The organism is Nioella sediminis, from assembly GCF_001879695.1.
Lineage (GTDB): Bacteria > Pseudomonadota > Alphaproteobacteria > Rhodobacterales > Rhodobacteraceae > Nioella > Nioella sediminis.
In genome coordinates this window covers 18,801-36,454 of the sequence record NZ_MNBL01000178.1, presented here as the reverse complement: position 1 = coordinate 36,454, position 17,654 = coordinate 18,801, and the positions used below count along the sequence as shown (strand labels likewise).

Annotated in this window: 15 protein-coding genes; 13 read left to right on the top strand and 2 right to left on the bottom strand. The window is 60.8% G+C overall.

What is annotated here, in order from left to right; all coding sequences use genetic code 11:
• Together BKY26_RS19415 and BKY26_RS19410 are read right to left on the bottom strand one after the other, a co-directional pair.
• Positions 1–578 (bottom strand): 2-oxoacid:acceptor oxidoreductase family protein (locus BKY26_RS19415; protein ID WP_193600216.1); only part of this gene is annotated, 578 nt, incomplete at its 3' end.
• Entirely contained in the window at positions 575–2,749 is a 2,175-nt protein-coding gene (locus tag BKY26_RS19410) for a thiamine pyrophosphate-dependent enzyme (protein ID WP_071692021.1), read from the bottom strand. The genes BKY26_RS19410 and BKY26_RS19415, both read right to left, overlap by 4 nt.
• 117 nt (positions 2,750–2,866) lie before the next feature.
• On the opposite strand from BKY26_RS19410, the gene BKY26_RS19405 reads away from it, so the two are divergent.
• The 13 genes from BKY26_RS19405 (at position 2,867) to BKY26_RS19345 (ending at position 17,650) form a co-directional block, all read left to right on the top strand.
• A complete protein-coding gene (locus tag BKY26_RS19405) occupies positions 2,867–4,381 on the top strand; it encodes an aldehyde dehydrogenase family protein (RefSeq protein WP_071692020.1) in 1,515 nt (504 codons plus the stop codon).
• A 5-nt stretch (positions 4,382–4,386) separates the two neighbouring features.
• Positions 4,387–5,775: an aspartate aminotransferase family protein gene (locus BKY26_RS19400; RefSeq protein ID WP_211268015.1), complete on the top strand. Its 1,389-nt coding sequence runs from the start codon at positions 4,387–4,389 to the stop codon at positions 5,773–5,775.
• A 2-nt stretch (positions 5,776–5,777) separates the two neighbouring features.
• A complete protein-coding gene (locus tag BKY26_RS19395) occupies positions 5,778–6,812 on the top strand; it encodes a carbon-nitrogen hydrolase family protein (protein WP_071692019.1) in 1,035 nt (344 codons plus the stop codon).
• 17 nt (positions 6,813–6,829) lie between these two features.
• Positions 6,830–7,954, top strand: a complete 1,125-nt coding sequence (locus BKY26_RS19390; protein ID WP_071692018.1) for a cupin domain-containing protein — start codon at positions 6,830–6,832, stop codon at positions 7,952–7,954.
• 17 nt (positions 7,955–7,971) lie between these two features.
• Entirely contained in the window at positions 7,972–8,889 is a 918-nt protein-coding gene (locus tag BKY26_RS19385) for a fumarylacetoacetate hydrolase family protein (protein WP_071692017.1), read from the top strand.
• Position 8,890: 1 nt separating this feature from the next.
• Entirely contained in the window at positions 8,891–9,667 is a 777-nt protein-coding gene (locus BKY26_RS19380; RefSeq protein ID WP_281249848.1) for a maleate cis-trans isomerase family protein, read from the top strand.
• A gap of 37 nt (positions 9,668–9,704) precedes the next feature.
• A complete protein-coding gene (locus BKY26_RS19375; RefSeq protein WP_071692016.1) occupies positions 9,705–10,244 on the top strand; it encodes a tripartite tricarboxylate transporter TctB family protein in 540 nt (179 codons plus the stop codon).
• Between the two features lie 11 nt (positions 10,245–10,255).
• Complete coding sequence (locus tag BKY26_RS19370; RefSeq protein WP_071692015.1) at positions 10,256–11,800, top strand: tripartite tricarboxylate transporter permease; 1,545 nt, start codon at positions 10,256–10,258, stop codon at positions 11,798–11,800.
• 137 nt (positions 11,801–11,937) lie between these two features.
• Positions 11,938–12,876, top strand: coding sequence for a tripartite tricarboxylate transporter substrate binding protein (locus tag BKY26_RS19365; RefSeq protein ID WP_071692023.1), 939 nt, complete (start codon positions 11,938–11,940; stop codon positions 12,874–12,876).
• A 57-nt stretch (positions 12,877–12,933) separates the two neighbouring features.
• Positions 12,934–14,595 carry a sulfatase-like hydrolase/transferase gene (locus tag BKY26_RS19360; RefSeq protein ID WP_071692014.1) on the top strand — a complete coding sequence of 554 codons (1,662 nt, stop codon included), beginning with the start codon at positions 12,934–12,936 and terminating at the stop codon, positions 14,593–14,595.
• A 277-nt stretch (positions 14,596–14,872) separates the two neighbouring features.
• A complete protein-coding gene (locus BKY26_RS19355) occupies positions 14,873–15,817 on the top strand; it encodes a PDR/VanB family oxidoreductase (protein ID WP_131541951.1) in 945 nt (314 codons plus the stop codon).
• 22 nt (positions 15,818–15,839) lie between these two features.
• On the top strand, positions 15,840–17,180 hold the full coding sequence (locus BKY26_RS19350) for an aromatic ring-hydroxylating dioxygenase subunit alpha (protein WP_071692012.1): 1,341 nt from the start codon (positions 15,840–15,842) through the stop codon (positions 17,178–17,180).
• A complete protein-coding gene (locus BKY26_RS19345) occupies positions 17,177–17,650 on the top strand; it encodes an aromatic-ring-hydroxylating dioxygenase subunit beta (RefSeq protein ID WP_071692011.1) in 474 nt (157 codons plus the stop codon). The genes BKY26_RS19350 and BKY26_RS19345 overlap by 4 nt, the downstream gene beginning before the upstream one ends.
• Positions 17,651–17,654 lie beyond the last annotated feature (4 nt).

Sequence of the window (17,654 nt, the reverse complement as noted above, 5' to 3'; positions counted from 1 at the left end):
TCCTCCACGGAAAACGGCAGCGCGCGAGAGGCTGCTAGACTTCCGAACAGCGCCGAGGAAATCACCGACCCGTTTTCGACCGCCAGCCGGTTCATGTCGAACACGATCTGCCGCTTTGCGACAACGCCGATGGCCTCTGACACCGCGCCGCTGTCTGCGATGCCTTCGCCCGGCGCCATCTTCTCGATGGTCGACAGGGCGCGGTGGTTGGAGGCGATGAGGGTCGTGCGTTCGGGCGTGACGATCCCGCGCAGGATCGAGCGTCCGGCCTCCATGTATTCGGCAGCAATGACCACATCCACATCGCCCGGCGTCGGCATCTGTGCCAGCACCGGTTTGCGCCCGTCTTCGCCGGGCTTCATCATCTCGACATAGTAGATCGTGGCCCCGGTGCGCTGCGCTACGCCGGGGACGGAGGTGGATTGCGCAATCCAGCCCTGCCGCTCAGCCAGATCGACGATCCAGCCGGTCAGCACTCCGCCGCCCTGTCCGCCCATGGCCACGATGGCAATGGATAGCGGGCGTTCGGTCGCATCGGCCTCTGCCGCAAGGGGCAGTTTCACTGTGTCGTCTTTCATTGGCCCATTCCCCCGAAATCAACAGCCCGACGCGCCCGGCGGTTCTGAAGAAACCTGATCACGGGCGTTGACAGCCCGGCCTTGAAGCGATCCCAGGGGCCAGGATTGTGGATGACCTCGGCTCGGTAGAAGGACGGGCACAGCACGGCGGCATCCGCCACTTCTCCGCAATTGCCGCAGGCCACGCAGGTGCTGTCGATCGCGGCGACCGGGTCGTCGCGCAGGGGGTCGTCTAGTTCTTTGACAGACAGCGAGGGACAGCCGGACAGACGGATGCAAGCGTGATCGCCAGTGCAGACATCCTCATCGACGCCGAAGCGTTCCTTGACCGTCCGCTTGCCGTCTTTCATCGCCTTTGCCACTTGCGGCTTCACCCGGCGTTGCTTGTTCAGCATGCATTCGGACGAAGCGACGATGATCTTGGGGCCTTCCGCATCGGTGGTCAGCGCCTCTTTCAGAACGTCGCGCATCCGGTTCACGTCATAGGTGCGGTCGATCTGCCGGACCCATTTGGCCCCCACGCCCCGAACCGCATCGACAATCGAATTGTTGGTCACCCGCCGCTTGTTCACTGCACGGGACGACAGGATGTCCTGCCCGCCAGTGGCCGAGGAGTAGTAGTTGTCGACGATCAGGAAGACCCCGTCATGCTTGTTGAAGACCGCATGACCGATGCCGCTGGTCAGCCCGTTGTGCCAGAACCCACCATCGCCCATGATCGAGATCGACCGCTTGGCACCCTTGACGTTGAACGCGGCCGAGGACGCAGCGCCAAGCCCGTAGCCCATCGTCGTCGCGCCGATATTGAAGGGGGGCAGGATCGAGAACAGGTGACAGCCGATATCGGCAGAAACGTGATGTTCCCCCAACTCTTCGAAGGCCAGTTTCATGGCTGCGAAGATCGGGCGTTCAGGGCAACCTGTGCACAGGCCCGGCGGGCGAGGGGGAATAACCTCTGTCAAGGCCGCAACCTTCGGATCGCGCAGGATCGGGACGGGGTCTGGCGTAGGTGCCCGATTGCCCAGAAGCTGCGCCTCGTGATCCTCCAGAAACTGACCGATGCCCTTGGTCAGCGCCGCGACCGTGTAGTCGCCCGCCATGGGCAGGTATTTCTTGCCATGCACGCGCGTTTGTCTTTGCAGTCGCGCAACGGTCGTGGTGATGGATTGCTCAATGAACTCTGGCTGCCCTTCTTCGACGACCAGCACCGCGTCCAGCCCCTCGCAAAACGCCTCGATCTCGCTGGTGATGGTCGGATAGCAGACATTCATCACGTAGATCGGCAGCTTTGTCTCGCCATAGGCATCGCTAAGGCCCAGGAACTGCAGCGCCCGGATGGTGCTGTTATACATGCCGCCCTGCACGATCAGCCCGGTCTTTCCGGTCTTGTCCGCACCCGTCGGGCCGAAATGTTCGTTCAGCCCGGCCTGTTTCACGAAGTCGATCGCCGCCGGCAGGCGGTGTTCGATCTTCTCGACCTCATGGGCATAGGCCGCAGGGGGCAGAACGATCCGGTCAAGGTCGCGCTTGGGGCTGTTCAGGGCGTCCTGAAGGGTGAACTCGGGCCGCTTGTTGTCCTTGCAAACAAACTGTCCGGTCATATGACAGGACCGGACCCGAACCTGTAGCATAACGGGTGTGTTCGAAGCCTCAGAAAGCTCAAACCCCTTTTCAATCAGATTGACCATGCATTCCTGATCAGGCCGGGGATCGAGCAGCCACATCTGGGATTTCATCGCGAACGCGTGGGTGCGTTCCTGCATGATGGAGGAGCCTTCGCCGTAATCCTCACCCACGATGACCATGGCGCCGCCCTTGACCCCGCCCGAGGCGAGATTGGCCAGCGCGTCGGACGCGACATTGGTCCCTACCGTCGATTTCCAGGCCACCGCCCCGCGAAGGGGATACATGACCGAGGCTGACAGCATCGCGCCTGCTGTCGCTTCGTTCGCGGAGCTTTGGAAGTTCACGCCAAGATCATCGAGAATGTCATTCGCATCGGCCAGCACGTCCATCAGATGCGAGATCGGCGAGCCCTGATAGCCGCCCACATAGGATATGCCCGACTGCAGAAGCGCCTTGGTGATCGCGAGAATTCCCTCGCCGCGAAAGACGTCTCCGTCCCCCAGCTTCAGATGTTCCACTTCCTTGGCAAATGAGCGTTCGGCCATTTGTGTCTCCCAAAAATTATATGGAAATGGATAATTTTATATGTAAAGTAAGTCAAGACGTTTCGCGATGGCGATTGTTGCCTGACGCGGAAGAGAAGTAAAAAAAGGTTGAAAAACATGCACGTAGCCCGACCCGATAGTCTGGTCTCGGAGATTCTCCCGGCGGTCTCAGACTACCTCGATTCGCCGCCGAAGATGCTTTTGGGGGCTGAGCGGACGGGGGCCGCGGATGGCCGGACACTCAATGCTTTCAACCCGGCGACCGGCAAGAAACTCGCTGAAGTGCCGCGCGGTGGTGCCCATGAGATCGACCTGGCCGTTCAGCGCGCTCGTGAAGCGCTGAACGGGGACTGGGGCCGGATGCGCCCGGTGGAACGTCAGCGCGTCATGCTGCGGCTGGCGGACCTGATCGAGGCCAATGGCGAGGAACTGGCGCAGCTGGAAACACTGAACAACGGCAAATCGGTGATGCTGTCGCGGTTGGTCGAGGTGGGCAATTCCTCCAACTACCTGCGGTACATGGCGGGATGGGCCACCAAGATCGAAGGCTCCACCATCGACGTATCCATCGCGGTGCCGCCCGGCGCAAAATACCAGGCCTATACGCGCAAGGAGCCGGTGGGCGTCGTTGGCGCGATCACGCCGTGGAACTTCCCGCTGAACATGGCGATCTGGAAGATTGCCCCGGCGCTGGCCTGCGGCAACACGGTGGTTCTGAAACCCGCCGAGGAAACGCCGCTCACGTCGTTGCGGCTGGGCGAGCTGTGTCTTGAGGCGGGGTTGCCGCCGGGCGTCGTCAATGTCGTGACCGGCACCGGGGCCGAGGCGGGCGCGGCGCTGACCGCGCATCCCGGCGTGAACAAGCTGACCTTCACCGGTTCGACCGAGGTGGGCAAGATCATCGGTATTCAAGCCATGCAGGACATGAAGCGGGTCACGCTGGAACTGGGTGGCAAGGCGCCGATGATCATGTTCGACGATATGGACCTCGATCAGCTGGCCATGGCTGCCGGTGTCGGGGTGCTGTTCAACTCTGGCCAGACCTGCTGTGCGGGGACCCGGATCTATGCCCAAAGGGGGATCTACGATCAGGTTTGCGAGGTCATGGCGCGGACCGTGGGCGGTATGGCCATCGGACCGGGGCTTGACCCGGCGAATGCCATCAACCCCATGGTCTCGGCCAAGCATCAGGCCCATGTGAACGCCTGTGTCGCCAGCGGTCTGGACCAGGGCGCAACCCCGTTGCTGGGAAACGATGCCTATCAGGGCGACGGGTTTTTCGTGACGCCGCAGATCTTCACCGATGTCCGGCAGGACATGAAGATCATGCAGGACGAGGTTTTCGGTCCGGTCTTCACGATCACGCCCTTCGATGATCCCGACGACGCAATCCGCATGGCCAATGACACCCGCTACGGGCTTGGCGCGTCGATCTGGACGACGAACCTGAACACGATGCACCGCTACGTGCCGCAGATCCAGGCGGGCACGGTCTGGGTGAATGCCCACAACCTGCCCGACGCGAACATGCCGTTCGGCGGGTACAAGCAATCCGGCATTGGCCGCGAGCACGGTCGTGCTGCGCTGGATGCGTATCTCGAAACGAAGTCCGTCTGCGTTGCGGTGAGGTGAGGGCGATGAGCACGAAACACGAGAACCCGAACCGCAATGACAATTTCCTGCGCGAACACAACGGGCGTCACCAGCTTCACCCGATGGTGCATCCCCTGATCATCGAACAGCGCCCGCCGCGGATCATCGTGAAGGGAGAGGGGTCTTACGTCACCGATATCGACGGAAACACCTATGTCGATGGTGTCGGCGGGCTGTGGAACGTCAACGTCGGACATAACCGGCCCGAGGTGAAAGCGGCGATTTCTGCCCAGATGGAGGAGATCAGCTACTATTCCAGCTTCGCAGGAACCGCGACGCCCCCCTCCATCGAGCTGTCTGCCAAGATCATCGAGATGACGGCAGAGGAGGACATGAGCAAGGTCCTGTTCTCTGCCAACGGGTCAGACGCGGTTGAAACCGCGCTCAAGCTCAGCCGCCAATACTGGAAGCTGGAGGGAGAGCCGGAGCGAACCGGCTTCATCTCGCTCAAGCAGGGCTATCACGGCATTCAGTTCGGGGGCACCTCGGTCAACGGGTCCAGCCTTTATCGCTCCGCCTATGGACCGCTGTTGCCCGGTTGCTATCAGGTGGACAGCCCCTGGACCTATCGAAACCCCTATTCCGAAGACCCGGAAGAACTGACCGAGGCAATCATCACACAAATCGACCGGCTGATCCGGCATCAGGGCGCGCATACGATCGCAGCCTTCATTGCCGAGCCGGTGCAGGGGGCCGGGGGCGTTATTGTTCCTCCCGCAAGCTTCTGGCCCCGCCTGCGAACACTACTCGACGCGCACCGCATCCTCCTCATCTCGGACGAGGTGGTGACCGGGTTCGGGCGCACCGGCGCGATGTTCGGTGCACGCGGTTGGGGCGTGAAACCCGACATCATGTGTTTCGCCAAGGGCATCACGGCGGGCTACATCCCGCTGGGCGCGACGGTGATCAACAAGCGGATCTATGCAGCCTGGCAGAAGGGCATCGATCCGATGGGCTTCATCATGCACGGCTACACGGCCACCGGCCACGCGCTGGGCTGCGCCGCCGCCAATGCCACGCTGAAAATCGTCGAGGACGAAGACCTGCCCGGCAATGCCGCCCGGATGGGCAAGCGGTTGCTGGATGGGCTGAGCGACGTGCCGAACTGGTCCTCGCTTGTGGGTGAAGTGCGCGGCAAGGGGCTGATGGTCGGGCTTGATCTGGTGGCCGACAAGCACACGCGTGAACCCATCGACCCCGGAAAAGGGCAGGGGGAAATAGTGGCGACCTTCGCGCGTGACGAGGGCGTGATCGTGCGCCCCGCCGGGCCGGTCGTCATCATCTCGCCGCCCCTGACACTCTCTGAAGCTGAAACCGACAAGATCGTCGATGGGCTGATCAAGGCATTGCGCCGGTACGAACAGGAGAAATAGCGATGTTGCCTGGCAAGGACTTTCTGAAATTCACCGCCGCCGCTGTGCAGGCAAGCCCGGTCTTTCTGGACGCGCTGAGAACCGCCGAGAAAGCCGCCGGACTGATTGCTGAGGCGGCCGCGAACGGGGCGTCGCTTGTCGTCTTCCCCGAGGTGTTCATTCCCGGTTACCCCTATTGGAACTGGATCACCGACCCGGTCACCGGCGGGGCATGGTTTGAGAGACTGGTGCGTGCATCGGTCTTTGCGGATGGGCCGGAAATCGGCGTAATCCGCGACGCTGCCAAGGCCAATGGCTGCCATGTGGTGATCGGGTTCAATGAACGTAGCCCGGTATCCCTGGGCGCGCTTTACAACACGCTGCTCTTTATCGGGCCGGATGGTTCGGTGATCGGCAAGCACCGAAAGCTGGTGCCGACCTGGGCCGAAAAACTGACCTGGGCGGGCGGGGACGGATCGAGCCTTAGGGTCTATGACACCACAATCGGGCCGCTCGGCGGTCTGGCCTGTGGCGAGAATACCAACACGCTGGCCCGGTTCAGCCTGCTTGCACAGGGTGAACTGGTGCACACGGCCAGCTATATCTCGCTGCCCGTCGCCCCCAAGGATTACGACATGGCCGAAGCCATCAAGCTGCGCAGCATGTCGCACAGTTTTGAGGGCAAGGTCTTTACGGTGACCGCCACTTCAACCGTGTCGGAAGAGATCATCGCGGCGATGGAAGACATCCGCCCCGATGCGCGCGAGCTGCTGCAACGCAAATCCAGCGCCTATTCCGGGGTCATCGGCCCCGACGGGCGCGAGGTGGTACCGGGCCTGATCGACGACGAGGGCATCGTCTATGCCGAGATCGACCTCGGGAAATGCATCCAGCCCAAGCAGATGCACGACATCACCGGCCACTACAACCGGTTCGACATCTTCAATCTGGCGGTGAACCAGCGGCCCCAGGCCCCGGTCACGCTCTCGGGGCAGACCGCCACCGTTCCCCAGCAATCCGACGAGGCGGCAGAAATCACCGCCCCGGACACCGAATAATCCGAAGGAGGCTACCTATGGCACAGACCGAAATCAGGCCCGAAGACGACATCCTTGGCCGTGCCCGCGTGCGCGACACGCCCGAGCTTGAGGCCTATTACGAAGACCTGGCGCGGATCGAGACCGGGGCGCTCTGGACCGTCGCCAACGACATCGAACCGTGGGAGCCGACGCCGAAATCGGCCCCCGTCCACTGGAAATGGGCCGATCTGCGCCAGCAGGTGTTGCGCGCCATTGATCTGGTCCGGCCAGAGGATGCGGGACGGCGGGTCGTCTATCTGCGCAATCCTCAGCGCAAGGATGTCAGCGCCGCCTGTGGCTGGCTCTTTTCCGGCATCCAGACCATGAAAGCGGGCGAACGGGCCCCGGCGCATCGGCACGCGGCCTCGGCGCTGCGGTTCATCATGGAAGGGTCGGGCGCCTATACCATCGTCGATGGTCACAAGGTGGAACTTGGTGCGAACGATTTCGTGCTGACCCCGAATGGCACCTGGCATGAACACGGTATCCGCGAGGACGGCACCACCTGCATCTGGCAGGACGGTCTGGATATTCCGCTGACCAATTGCCTGGAGGCGAATTTCTACGAGGTTCACGCGGATGACTACCAGACCACGGACCTGCCGTGGAATGGCAGCCCCGCAACCTATGGCGGACCCGGCCTGCTGCCGCAAACAGACACGTGGGACAAGCCCTATTCGCCGCTGCTGAAATATTCCTGGGAACCGACCTACGAGGCGCTGCTGCGCTACGCGAAGGTCAGCGATGGCTCGCCCTATGACGGGCTGATCTTGCGCTACACCAACCCTCAGACCGGCGGCCACCCGATGCTGACCATGGGGGCCAGCATGCAGATGCTGCGCCCGTCCCAGCATACCAAGGCGCATCGCCATACGGGCAACGTGATCTACCACGTGGCCAAGGGGCAGGGCTATTCGGTCATCGGCGGCAAGCGCTTCGACTGGTCTGAGCATGACATCTTCTGCGTCCCGCCCTGGACCTGGCACGAGCACTGCAACACCCAGGAGCGCGACGATGCCTGCCTGTTCTCGTTCAACGACTTCCCGGTGATGGAGAAGCTCGGCTTCTGGGCCGAACAGGCGCTCGTGGACAATGACGGCCATCAGATCGTCGCAGACTGAAAACAAGGAACGGATAAATGAGACTTGTAACCTATCGGGACGGTGCGGCCGGTGAAGGCCGACTTGGCGTCGTGGAAAACGGCCAGATCGTGGACGTGGAACTGCTTGGCGATGCCGTGGGAGAGGCGCTGCCCGCAACGATGCTGGAGCTGATCGACCTTGGCCCGGATGCGCTTCAGGCGGTCCGGCGCGCGCTTGCCGCCACCGCCGACGCGCGTCCGGCCGGTTTGGCCGTGCCGCAGGAGAATGTGCGGCTACTCGCCCCCATTCCACGCCCGCGCAAGAACATCTTCGGCATCGGGCTGAACTACGTGGAACATGTGGCGGAATCCGCAAAGTCGCTGGATACGTCCAAGGACCTGCCGAAGGAGCCTGTGGTGTTTTCCAAACCGCCCACCAGCGTGATCGCCACGGGCGAGGGCATCCAGCACAACGCCGAAATGACCCAGCAACTCGACTGGGAGGTCGAACTGGCGGTCATCATCGGCAAGCGCGCCACCCGCATCGCCAAGGAGGGCGCGATGAGCCATGTCTTTGGTTACTCAGTGATCAACGACATCTCGGCCCGCGACAACCGCCGTGCGGGGCAGTGGATTTTCTCGAAAGGTCAGGACACGTTCTGCCCGTTCGGCCCGGCCATTGTGACCGCGGATGAGGTGGAAGACCCTCACAATCTGGACCTGTGGCTGACCAAGAACGGCGAGGAAAAGCAGCGGTCAAACACCAGGCATTTGCTCTTCGATATTCCGACCCTGATTGCCGACATCTCCTCGGGCATCACGCTGGAACCGGGCGACATCATCGCCACCGGCACCCCTGCGGGCGTCGGCGCGGGCCGCGATCCGCAGGAATGGATGTGGCCCGGCGACGTCATCGAATGCGGCGTCGAGGGCATCGGGGTTCTGCGCAACCCGGTTGTGAAGATCGGGGGCTGAGATGAGCGTTTCTCTGGACAACATGCACAAGACCATTCGGATCGGACAGATCGTTCCGTCATCGAACCTGACCATGGAACGCGAAATTCCCGCCATGCTGCGCGCGCGGGAGTTTCAGTTCCCCGAACGGTTTTCGTTCCACTCCAGCCGGATGCGGATGAAGAAGGTCACGGCGGAAGAGCTGAAGGCGATGGATTGCGACAGCGACCGCTGTGCGCTTGAACTGTCCGACGGGGCCGTCGATGTGATGGGCTATGCCTGTCTTGTCGCGATCATGTCGATGGGCAAGGGCTATCACCGCGAAAGCCAGGCGCGGTTGCATCAGGTGACCGTGGACAATGGCCACCCTGCGCCTGTGGTCTCCTCTGCCGGGGCGCTTGTGGACGGGCTCCACCTGATGGGCGCAAAACGGATCTCGATCATCACCCCCTATATGCGGCCGCTGACCAATATGGTGGCCGAGTATATCGAGGCCGAGGGCGTAGAGGTGTCGGATAGCATCGCGCTCGAAATCCCCGACAATCTGGAGGTTGCGGCACAGGATCCGCTGAACCTGCTGGACATCTACAAACGTGTGAATCGCAAGAACATCGACGCATTGGTTCTGTCAGCCTGTGTGCAGATGCCATCTCTCGCAGCCATTCAGAAGGTCGAAGACGAATGCGGCATCCCCGTGCTGTCCGCCTCCGTCGCAACGACCCACCAGATGCTGAAATCACTGGGGCTGAGAGCCGAAGTCAAGAATTGCGGTCAGTTACTTTCAGGAGCTTACGCCTGATCGGACCCATGGAACTCCAAAAGGGAGGAGAAGGACCATGACGAGACTAAAGACTTTTCAGGAACTCTTTAAAAGAGACCGCAGGCCCGGCGATCTGGTCTTCGCGGTTCTTTTCCTCGGGTTCTGCCTTTTTCTGCTGGCCAACCTGCGCAGTCAAGCGCAGTGGCTGGACAACACCGCGACCGTCGCACAACCCGCGTTCTGGCCCACCGTGGCCGTGATCGGGATGAGCTTCTTCGCAGGTCTCCACCTGATCGGATCCATGGTGTCGCCGCGCATTCCCGGGCGCCTTAAGGAAGGCATCTTCTGGCTGCGCTCGGCCGAATACGCGGTCTATTTCCTGATCTATGTCTGGAGCGTTCCGATTGTCGGCTACCTGCTGTCGACCATCCTCTTCTCACTCTTCCTGACGGTCCGGCTTGGCTATCGAAGCCGGACGGCGATCATCATGTCGGTGCTGTTCGGACTTTCGGTTGTGCTGGTGTTCCGCACCGGGCTGCAGGTGAGAATCCCGCCCGGGCAATTCTATCAGTACCTGCCCGACAGCATTCGTACATTTGCCATGGTTTATCTGTGAGGGCCTGAACGATGGAAGCTATTCTAGGTGGAATTCAAATCCTGATGTCCTGGCAGGTGCTTGTGGCCCTGCTGATCGGATCGGTCGGGGGCGTGATCATCGGTGCGATCCCCGGTGTGGGGGCCGCTGTGGCCATTGCGATCCTTCTTCCCGCAACCTTCGCGTTTGAACCGATTGTCGGGCTGACCGTCCTTCTGGGGATTTACGGCAGCGCGATGTATGGCGGTTCGATCCCTGCGATCCTGCTCAATACACCGGGCACGCCGGTCAATGCGCTGACCACATATGACGGCTACCCCATGACCAAGCGGGGGCAGGCGCATCGGGCACTGTCCCTTGCCTATTCCGCCAGTTTCTTCGGCGGTGTCTTCGCGATCATCTGTCTGATCCTCTTTGCGCCGGTGCTGGCATGGGTTGCGCCGAATTTCGGCAGCCGCGAGATCTTTCTGGCGGCCCTTCTGGGTATAATCCTGGTGATCCTCGCGCATCGCGGTCAGATCATGGCGGCGGGCATGATGGCGTTTCTGGGGATATTCCTGAGCACGATCGGGCTGGAACCGGCCAGGTACACGCATCGTTTCACTTTCGGGCAAGGCTGGCTGACCAGCGGGATCAACCTGATCGTGATCGTGCTTGGCCTGTTTGCGATTTCCCAGGCGCTGCTGTTGCTGCTGGACAAGGAACGCAAGCCGGAATCCGCCCGAGTTGAGGGCAGCCTGTGGGGGGGCTTTGTCGAGCTTCTGGGGCTGAAGCGCGTTGCGGGTGTTGCCTCCAGTCTCGGGGTAATGATGGGGACCATTCCCGGCGTGGGTGAATTTACCGCGCAGTTCCTGAGCTACACTTACGCCCAGAAAACCTCCAAAACTCCCGAAACCTTCGGTGACGGCTCGCCCGAGGGGCTTGTGGCATCGGAATGCGCCAACAACGCGGTTCCTGCAGCGGCCATGATCCCGCTTCTGGCCCTTGGTGTTCCGGGGGAGGCCCTAACGGCTATGATGCTGTCGGTGTTCTACGTGCACAACGTCATTCCGGGGCCACAGCTCTTCCAGAACGAGATGGACTTCGTCATGGCGCTTTACATGGCGATGCTGCTGCTGAACGTGATCGTGATTGTCTTCCTGCTGTCATCGACCAACCTGCTGCTGAAGATCACGCAGATCCCGACGCGGTTCCTGGGCATGATGATCCTCGTTCTCAGCTTCGTGGGGGTCTATTCCCTGCGCAATTCTGCTGTGGACTGCGCATTGGCCGCCGGGTTCGGTGTCTTCGGGTTGATCCTCAAGCGGCTGAACCTGCCAATTGTTCCGATCGTCCTTGGGGTCGTTCTTGGCGCGATCATGGAAGTGAAGCTGCGCAGTGCGATTGCCCGGATCAATGAGCCGCTGGACTGGTTCAACCGGCCAATCTCGGTCGTGCTGATCCTGCTGATCCTGTTCGTGGTGGGCAACCATTACCGGGCCGTCCTGCTGGAACACAGGCAGCGGGTACAGCGCGCGGCAGACGGCGAGCTGAAGGGCCGGGAAGGGGAGGCGCCGGTCGCTCCCGAAGGGTTCTGAGTGCAAAGATGAGTATGTATGCAAATGAAACGATTTACATATAAAATAAAATATGCTATGCCTGTCCTACGAACAGAAAGTGGATGGCAAAGCTCGCAAAACCTGCACGCCACACCACCGGCAGAGAGGAAACCATGATGAAAAAACTACTGACAGCACTTGCGCTCGGAACGAGCATGCTGGGAACCGTAGCAATCGCGGATTACCCCGAACGGCCCGTCGAGTTTGTCGTTCCGTTCCCGCCCGGCGATCTGGAAGACCTGCTGACGCGGATCATCGCTGACGAATTCCAGGCCACCTATGGCGTTCCCGCGGCAGTCATCAACCGCCCCGGCGGCGGCGGCGGGCCCTTTCCCGGCGCGATCTCGGTGGCCAACGCCCCGGCTGACGGCTACACGATCGGCTCTTTCGTGATCGGTGTTCCCGTTGTCGGGCCGACCATCGGCATCCCCGATCTCACCCCCGATCCGTTTGAACCGATCGGGATCTTCCTGACCTACCCGTTTGTCGTCGCAGCCAGTGCCAACGCGCCCTATTCCACCATGGAAGAGCTGGCGGAATACGCACAGGATAACGACGTTCTCTTCGGGCATTTCGGGGAGCGCAGCATTCCGCGTCGCCATATGATTGCGATGTCACGGCACCTTGGGTTCGAATTCTCCTCCGAAGCCGGCTTCGATGCGCTGGACTGCAATACGCTTGCATCTGGCGACGCGGATGTCATCTCGACCACGGCACAGCTGATTTTCCCGTGCATCGACGATCTGAACATTCTTGCCACGGCGACGAATGACCGGATCTCGATCATGCCGGATGTACCGACCATGGGCGAACTGGCGCCGGAACTTGACCTGTCGACCTGGAACGGGTTGTTCGTTCACCGCGATACCCCGGCCGAGATCCGCGACATGATCGAGGCCGTGGCCATCAGCGCGATGAGTTCTGACGCGGCACTGGAACTGGCGGAAAACACCGGGGCGCTCATCTACTGGATGCCAGCCGAGGAGGCCGCGGCCCAGATCCAAAGCGACATCCAGACGCTTGCCGTTATCGACGCGCTGGTCGAGGGCAACTAAGATCCTTGCCACCGGGTGTTCTGCCCGGTGGCACTTTCTTTGCCATGAGCCGGACCAATGACGAAACAACGAAACATTCTCTGGATCATGTGCGACCAGCTGAGGTTTGATTACCTCAGCTGTTATGGTCATGACCGCCTGCACACACCCAATATCGACCGCCTCGCCGAACGCGGCGTGCGATTCAACAATGCCTATGTGCAGGCGACCGTGTGCGGCCCGTCCCGGATGTCGGCCTATACCGGGCGCTATATGCGCTCTCACGGGTCAACGCAAAATGCCGTTCCGCTCAGGGTAGGGGAGCCGACGCTTGGCGATCACCTGAGCGAAACCGGAACCCGCTGCGTCCTGATCGGCAAAACCCATATGCGGCCCGATCTGGAGGGAATGAAGCGGCTCGGGATTGATCCGGCATCCGAGATCGGGGCACGCGTTGCCGAAGGTGGGTTTGAGGCGTTCGACCGCGATGACGGGGTTCACCCAACGGGCTATCGCAAGAAAGAACCCGCCTATAACGCCTATCTGCGACATGCCGGGTTTCAGGCGGAAAACCCGTGGGAGTTCTGGGCGAACTCGGCTGAAGGGGCGGACGGAACCAACCAGAGCGGCTGGCTGCTGACCCATGCGGACAAGCCTGCGCGCATTCCTGAAGAGCATTCAGAGACCGCCTATATGACCCGCCGCGCCATGGCCTTCATGGAGGCCGCAGAAGCGGATGGGCGACCGTGGTGCGCGCACCTGTCCTATATCAAGCCCCACTGGCCCTATATCGTCCCGGCGCCCTACCATGACATGTACGGCCCCGAGGATGTGAAGCCTGCCGTGCGAAGCTCTCAAGAGCTGGAAAACGCCCATCCCCTGTTCAAGGCGATCACAGAAGAGGTCTATTCAAGGAATTTCTCCCGCGACGAGGTGCGTGAAAAGGTGATCCCGGCCTATATGGGGCTGATCAAGCAGATCGACGACCAGCTCGGTCAGCTCTTTGCCTTCATGGACGAACGCGGGCTGACGGAAAACACCATGATCGTGTTCACCTCGGATCACGGGGACTATCTGGGCGATCACTGGATGGGCGAGAAGTACATGTTCTACCAGCAGGCGGCGAAGGTGCCCCTGATCGTCGTCGATCCTTCAAGTGAGGCGGATGCAACGCGCGGTAGTGTTTCGGATGCTTTGGTCGAGATGATCGACCTGGCGCCAACCTTCGTGGAGTATACCGGCGGCACCCCTGCCATGCATATCCTTGAAGGACGGTCCCTGATGCCGTTGCTGCGCGACAGCGATGCGGACTGGACGCGAACCCATGTCTTCTCAGAGCTCGACTATTCCAATCTGCCCGCCCGGCTGAAACTGGGGCGCGATGTGCAGGACTGCCGCGCGACCATGGTCTTTGACGGCCGGTTCAAGATGATCGAGGTGCAGGGCATGCGGCCAATGCTATTTGATCTGCAGACCGATCCCGATGAGTTGATTGATCTGGGAGAGGACGTGGCGCAGGAAGACGTGCGTAGGCGGCTCCGGTCTGCGCTGGATAAGTGGCACCGCGACACCCGCCTGCGCATCACCAAAAGCGATGAGGCCTACAGGGCTATGGATCCGGTGCTGAGGGAAAGCGACCCGGATCTCGTGGCGGGGGTCGTCATCGGCTATTGGGACGAGGAAGAGGTTGAGGCCGAACAGCGCAAGATCGCGAGGATCCTGTCGCAGTCCAAGGACTGACAATTCTGTCTCAGTCGCTGCAACACAAACTTCGCGCTGGTGATCAAGGTTCGATCTGTCTGCCCCGGCTCATAGAACTCCGTTGCCGAATGTTAGCACACGGGACCGGGCAGAGCGGTGGCTCCCATCCGCTGTGCTGATTGGAGCATCCTGGTGCAACAAGTTGGCACAGCTGGTTGCGACCTCACGTGCCCGGCGTTTCCCGTCTTGATTGACATCATACATTTTATATATAAAATTATGCAAACGCATGGGATTTGATTCTACAGGGATGCCAATGTCGATTGTTCACGCTGAAGTTGCCGCTGTTTCGTCCGAAACGCCTGTTATCAAACGGATTCTGTTGAAACCGCAGGGCGATGGTTTTGGCGATTGGCAGGCCGGGGCGCATCTTCGGGTGCAGCTGACCGGTGGCGGCAGCCGCGCCTATTCGCTGCTGCGCCTGCCCGATCTGGCCCCCGATCAGGTGGCACTGGGCGTGCTTCTGGAACAGAAAAGCACCGGCGGCTCCAAATTCATGCATGCGCTGAAACCTGGCGACACGATCAAGATCTCGCCGCCCGCCAACCAGTTCGCGCTTGGTGATCACGCCGAACATGCGGTGCTGATCGCCGGCGGCATCGGGATCACCCCGATCCTGTCCATGGCCGCCGATCTGGCTGCGTCGGGACGGTCCTTCGAAGTGCATTTTGCGGGCCGAACAGAGGGCGCGCTGGCTTTCGTTCCCGAGATGACTGCCATCTGCAAGGATGCCCTGCATCTGCACTATGACGACCAGCCCAGTGCCATGAATATCAGGGCCATTCTTGAAGACGCGCCTGCCGGGTCTCACGTCTATTTTTGCGGGCCCGCTGGCATGACAGAGGCCGTGAAAACCCGCGCCTCAGCCCTGGGATGGGATGACGCTCGCATTCATTACGAGCTGTTCACCACCGATGCAGACGAGAGCGAGAACACCGCCTTCGACGTCGAGATCAGCGATACCGGCCAGATCATCCACGTGCCCGCCGATAAAAGCATTATCGAGGCGCTGGAAGAGGCCGGGCTCGACCCGCTTTACGACTGCCAACGCGGGGATTGCGGGATTTGCCAGTGCGATGTGATCGACGGCATTCCAGACCACCGCGATGTCATCCTGACCGATGCCGAGAAAGCCTCGAATACCGTCATGCAGATCTGCGTGTCGCGGTCCAAAACCCCCAAACTCGTCCTCGACCTTTAACCAACAGCCAAAGGAGACCAGCATGGAACGATACCGTGGAAACCCGAGAGCCGTTGAAAACCTGGTTCAGGGGCATGCCGTACATCGCGACGTCTATGTCGACCGCGAAATCTTCGATCTGGAGATGGAGCAGCTTTTTCCGAATTCCTGGGTCTATGTCGGGCATGAGAGCCAGCTGAAGAACCCCGGCGACTACATCACCTGCAAGATCGGCCATCAGCCCATTCTGGTGTCGCGGCATAAGAACGGCACCATCCACGTGCTGCACAACCGCTGCCCCCACAAGGGCGTCAAGATCGCGTCCGAGCCCTGCGGCAACACCGGCAAGTTCTTCCGCTGTCCCTACCATGCCTGGAGCTTCAAGACCGATGGATCGCTTTTAGCGATCCCTTTGAAGAAGGGCTACGAAGGCACCGGGTTCGAAGCTGACAAGGCGTCGAAGGGGCTGCCCCGGGTCGAGAACGTGCAGATCTACCGGGGCTTCATCTTTGCCCGCCTGTCGGACACCGGGCTGAGCTTCGAGGAGTATTTCGGAGACTCCCTTTCGACGATCGACAACATGGTGGATCGCTCACCACAGGGCGAGGTCGAGATCATCGCTGCGCCGATCCGCTATATGCATACCTGCAACTGGAAGATGCTGGTCGACAACCAGACCGACACCTGCCACCCGATGGTGGCCCATGAAAGCAGCGCGGGCACGGCCGTCAGCGTGTGGGAACGCGAAAAGCACCGCTTCACGGAAACTCCGATGGCCGTGCAGCTTTATGCGCCCTTCATGAGCCCCTATGAATTCTACGAAGGCGCAGGCATCCGGGTCTGGCCCAATGGCCACGGGCATTCCGGCGTGTCGGGGTCGATCCATCAGGATTATGACGATGTCGAAGGCTATCTCGACATGATGGTCGAGGCTTACGGCGAAACCCGCGCCCGCGAAATCCTCGGCGATATCCGGCACAACACGCTCTACTTCCCCAATGTGATGGTGAAGGGGCCGGTCGGCATCCTGCGCAACTTCATTCCGATAGCTGTCGACAAGACCCTGGTGGAAAGCTGGGCCTTCCGGCTGGTGGGGGCACCGGACAAGATCTACGAACGCGCGCTGATGTATAACCGCTTCATCAATGCGCCCACCTCCATCGTCGGGCATGACGATCTGGAAATGTACGAACGCGCGCAGGAGGGCCTGCTGTCAGACGCCAATGAGTGGATCAACCTGCGCAGGCTTTACGAGGAGGGGGAGCCTGAGGATGTGACCGAAGTCGTTAACGGCACCTCGGAACGGCAGATGCGCAACACCTTCTATGCATGGCGGAAATTCATGGTTCAGGGGATGGATCAGAAAGTGGAGGCCAGCGCATGAGCCCCGAGCAGCTGATAGATTTCGTCTATGAAGAGGCCGCCACGCTGGACGAGATGCGGTGGGAGGACTGGCTGGCGCTGTTCCATCAGGACGGGCTCTACTGGATGCCGCTGGAATGGCAGCAGCAAGACCCAGTTTTGCAACCCTCGCTCATGTATGAAGACCAGCTTTTGCTGACGGTCCGGGTGGAACGGCTATCGGGTGAACGCACCTTCAGCCAGAAACCGAAAAGCCGCTGTCATCACCTGATGCAGCGTCCCCGCGTCCTGTCGCTTGGGCAGGAGGATGGCATCTACAGGCTGCGCACCTCCTTCATCTACACCGAAACTCGTGGCGATAATCTGGAGCGCTATTCGGGTTGGGTCAGTCATGAACTGGTGGAGGTCGAAGGTGCACTGAAGATCATGCTCAAGCGTGTTGACCTGATCAATTTCGACGCGCCCTTCGGCAATCTTCAGCTGTTCATTTGAGGGG

Excerpts from the sequence above, each read along its gene's own strand:
- BKY26_RS19410 (WP_071692021.1), bottom strand. The coding sequence starts at position 2,749 with ATGGCCGAACGCTCATTTGCCAAGGAAGTGGAACATCTGAAGCTGGGG.
- BKY26_RS19405 (WP_071692020.1), top strand. The coding sequence starts at position 2,867 with ATGCACGTAGCCCGACCCGATAGTCTGGTCTCGGAGATTCTCCCGGCG.
- BKY26_RS19400 (WP_211268015.1), top strand. The coding sequence starts at position 4,387 with ATGAGCACGAAACACGAGAACCCGAACCGCAATGACAATTTCCTGCGC.
- BKY26_RS19395 (WP_071692019.1), top strand. The coding sequence starts at position 5,778 with ATGTTGCCTGGCAAGGACTTTCTGAAATTCACCGCCGCCGCTGTGCAG.
- BKY26_RS19390 (WP_071692018.1), top strand. The coding sequence starts at position 6,830 with ATGGCACAGACCGAAATCAGGCCCGAAGACGACATCCTTGGCCGTGCC.
- BKY26_RS19385 (WP_071692017.1), top strand. The coding sequence starts at position 7,972 with ATGAGACTTGTAACCTATCGGGACGGTGCGGCCGGTGAAGGCCGACTT.
- BKY26_RS19380 (WP_281249848.1), top strand. The coding sequence starts at position 8,891 with ATGAGCGTTTCTCTGGACAACATGCACAAGACCATTCGGATCGGACAG.
- BKY26_RS19375 (WP_071692016.1), top strand. The coding sequence starts at position 9,705 with ATGACGAGACTAAAGACTTTTCAGGAACTCTTTAAAAGAGACCGCAGG.
- BKY26_RS19370 (WP_071692015.1), top strand. The coding sequence starts at position 10,256 with ATGGAAGCTATTCTAGGTGGAATTCAAATCCTGATGTCCTGGCAGGTG.
- BKY26_RS19365 (WP_071692023.1), top strand. The coding sequence starts at position 11,938 with ATGAAAAAACTACTGACAGCACTTGCGCTCGGAACGAGCATGCTGGGA.
- BKY26_RS19360 (WP_071692014.1), top strand. The coding sequence starts at position 12,934 with ATGACGAAACAACGAAACATTCTCTGGATCATGTGCGACCAGCTGAGG.
- BKY26_RS19355 (WP_131541951.1), top strand. The coding sequence starts at position 14,873 with ATGTCGATTGTTCACGCTGAAGTTGCCGCTGTTTCGTCCGAAACGCCT.
- BKY26_RS19350 (WP_071692012.1), top strand. The coding sequence starts at position 15,840 with ATGGAACGATACCGTGGAAACCCGAGAGCCGTTGAAAACCTGGTTCAG.
- BKY26_RS19345 (WP_071692011.1), top strand. The coding sequence starts at position 17,177 with ATGAGCCCCGAGCAGCTGATAGATTTCGTCTATGAAGAGGCCGCCACG.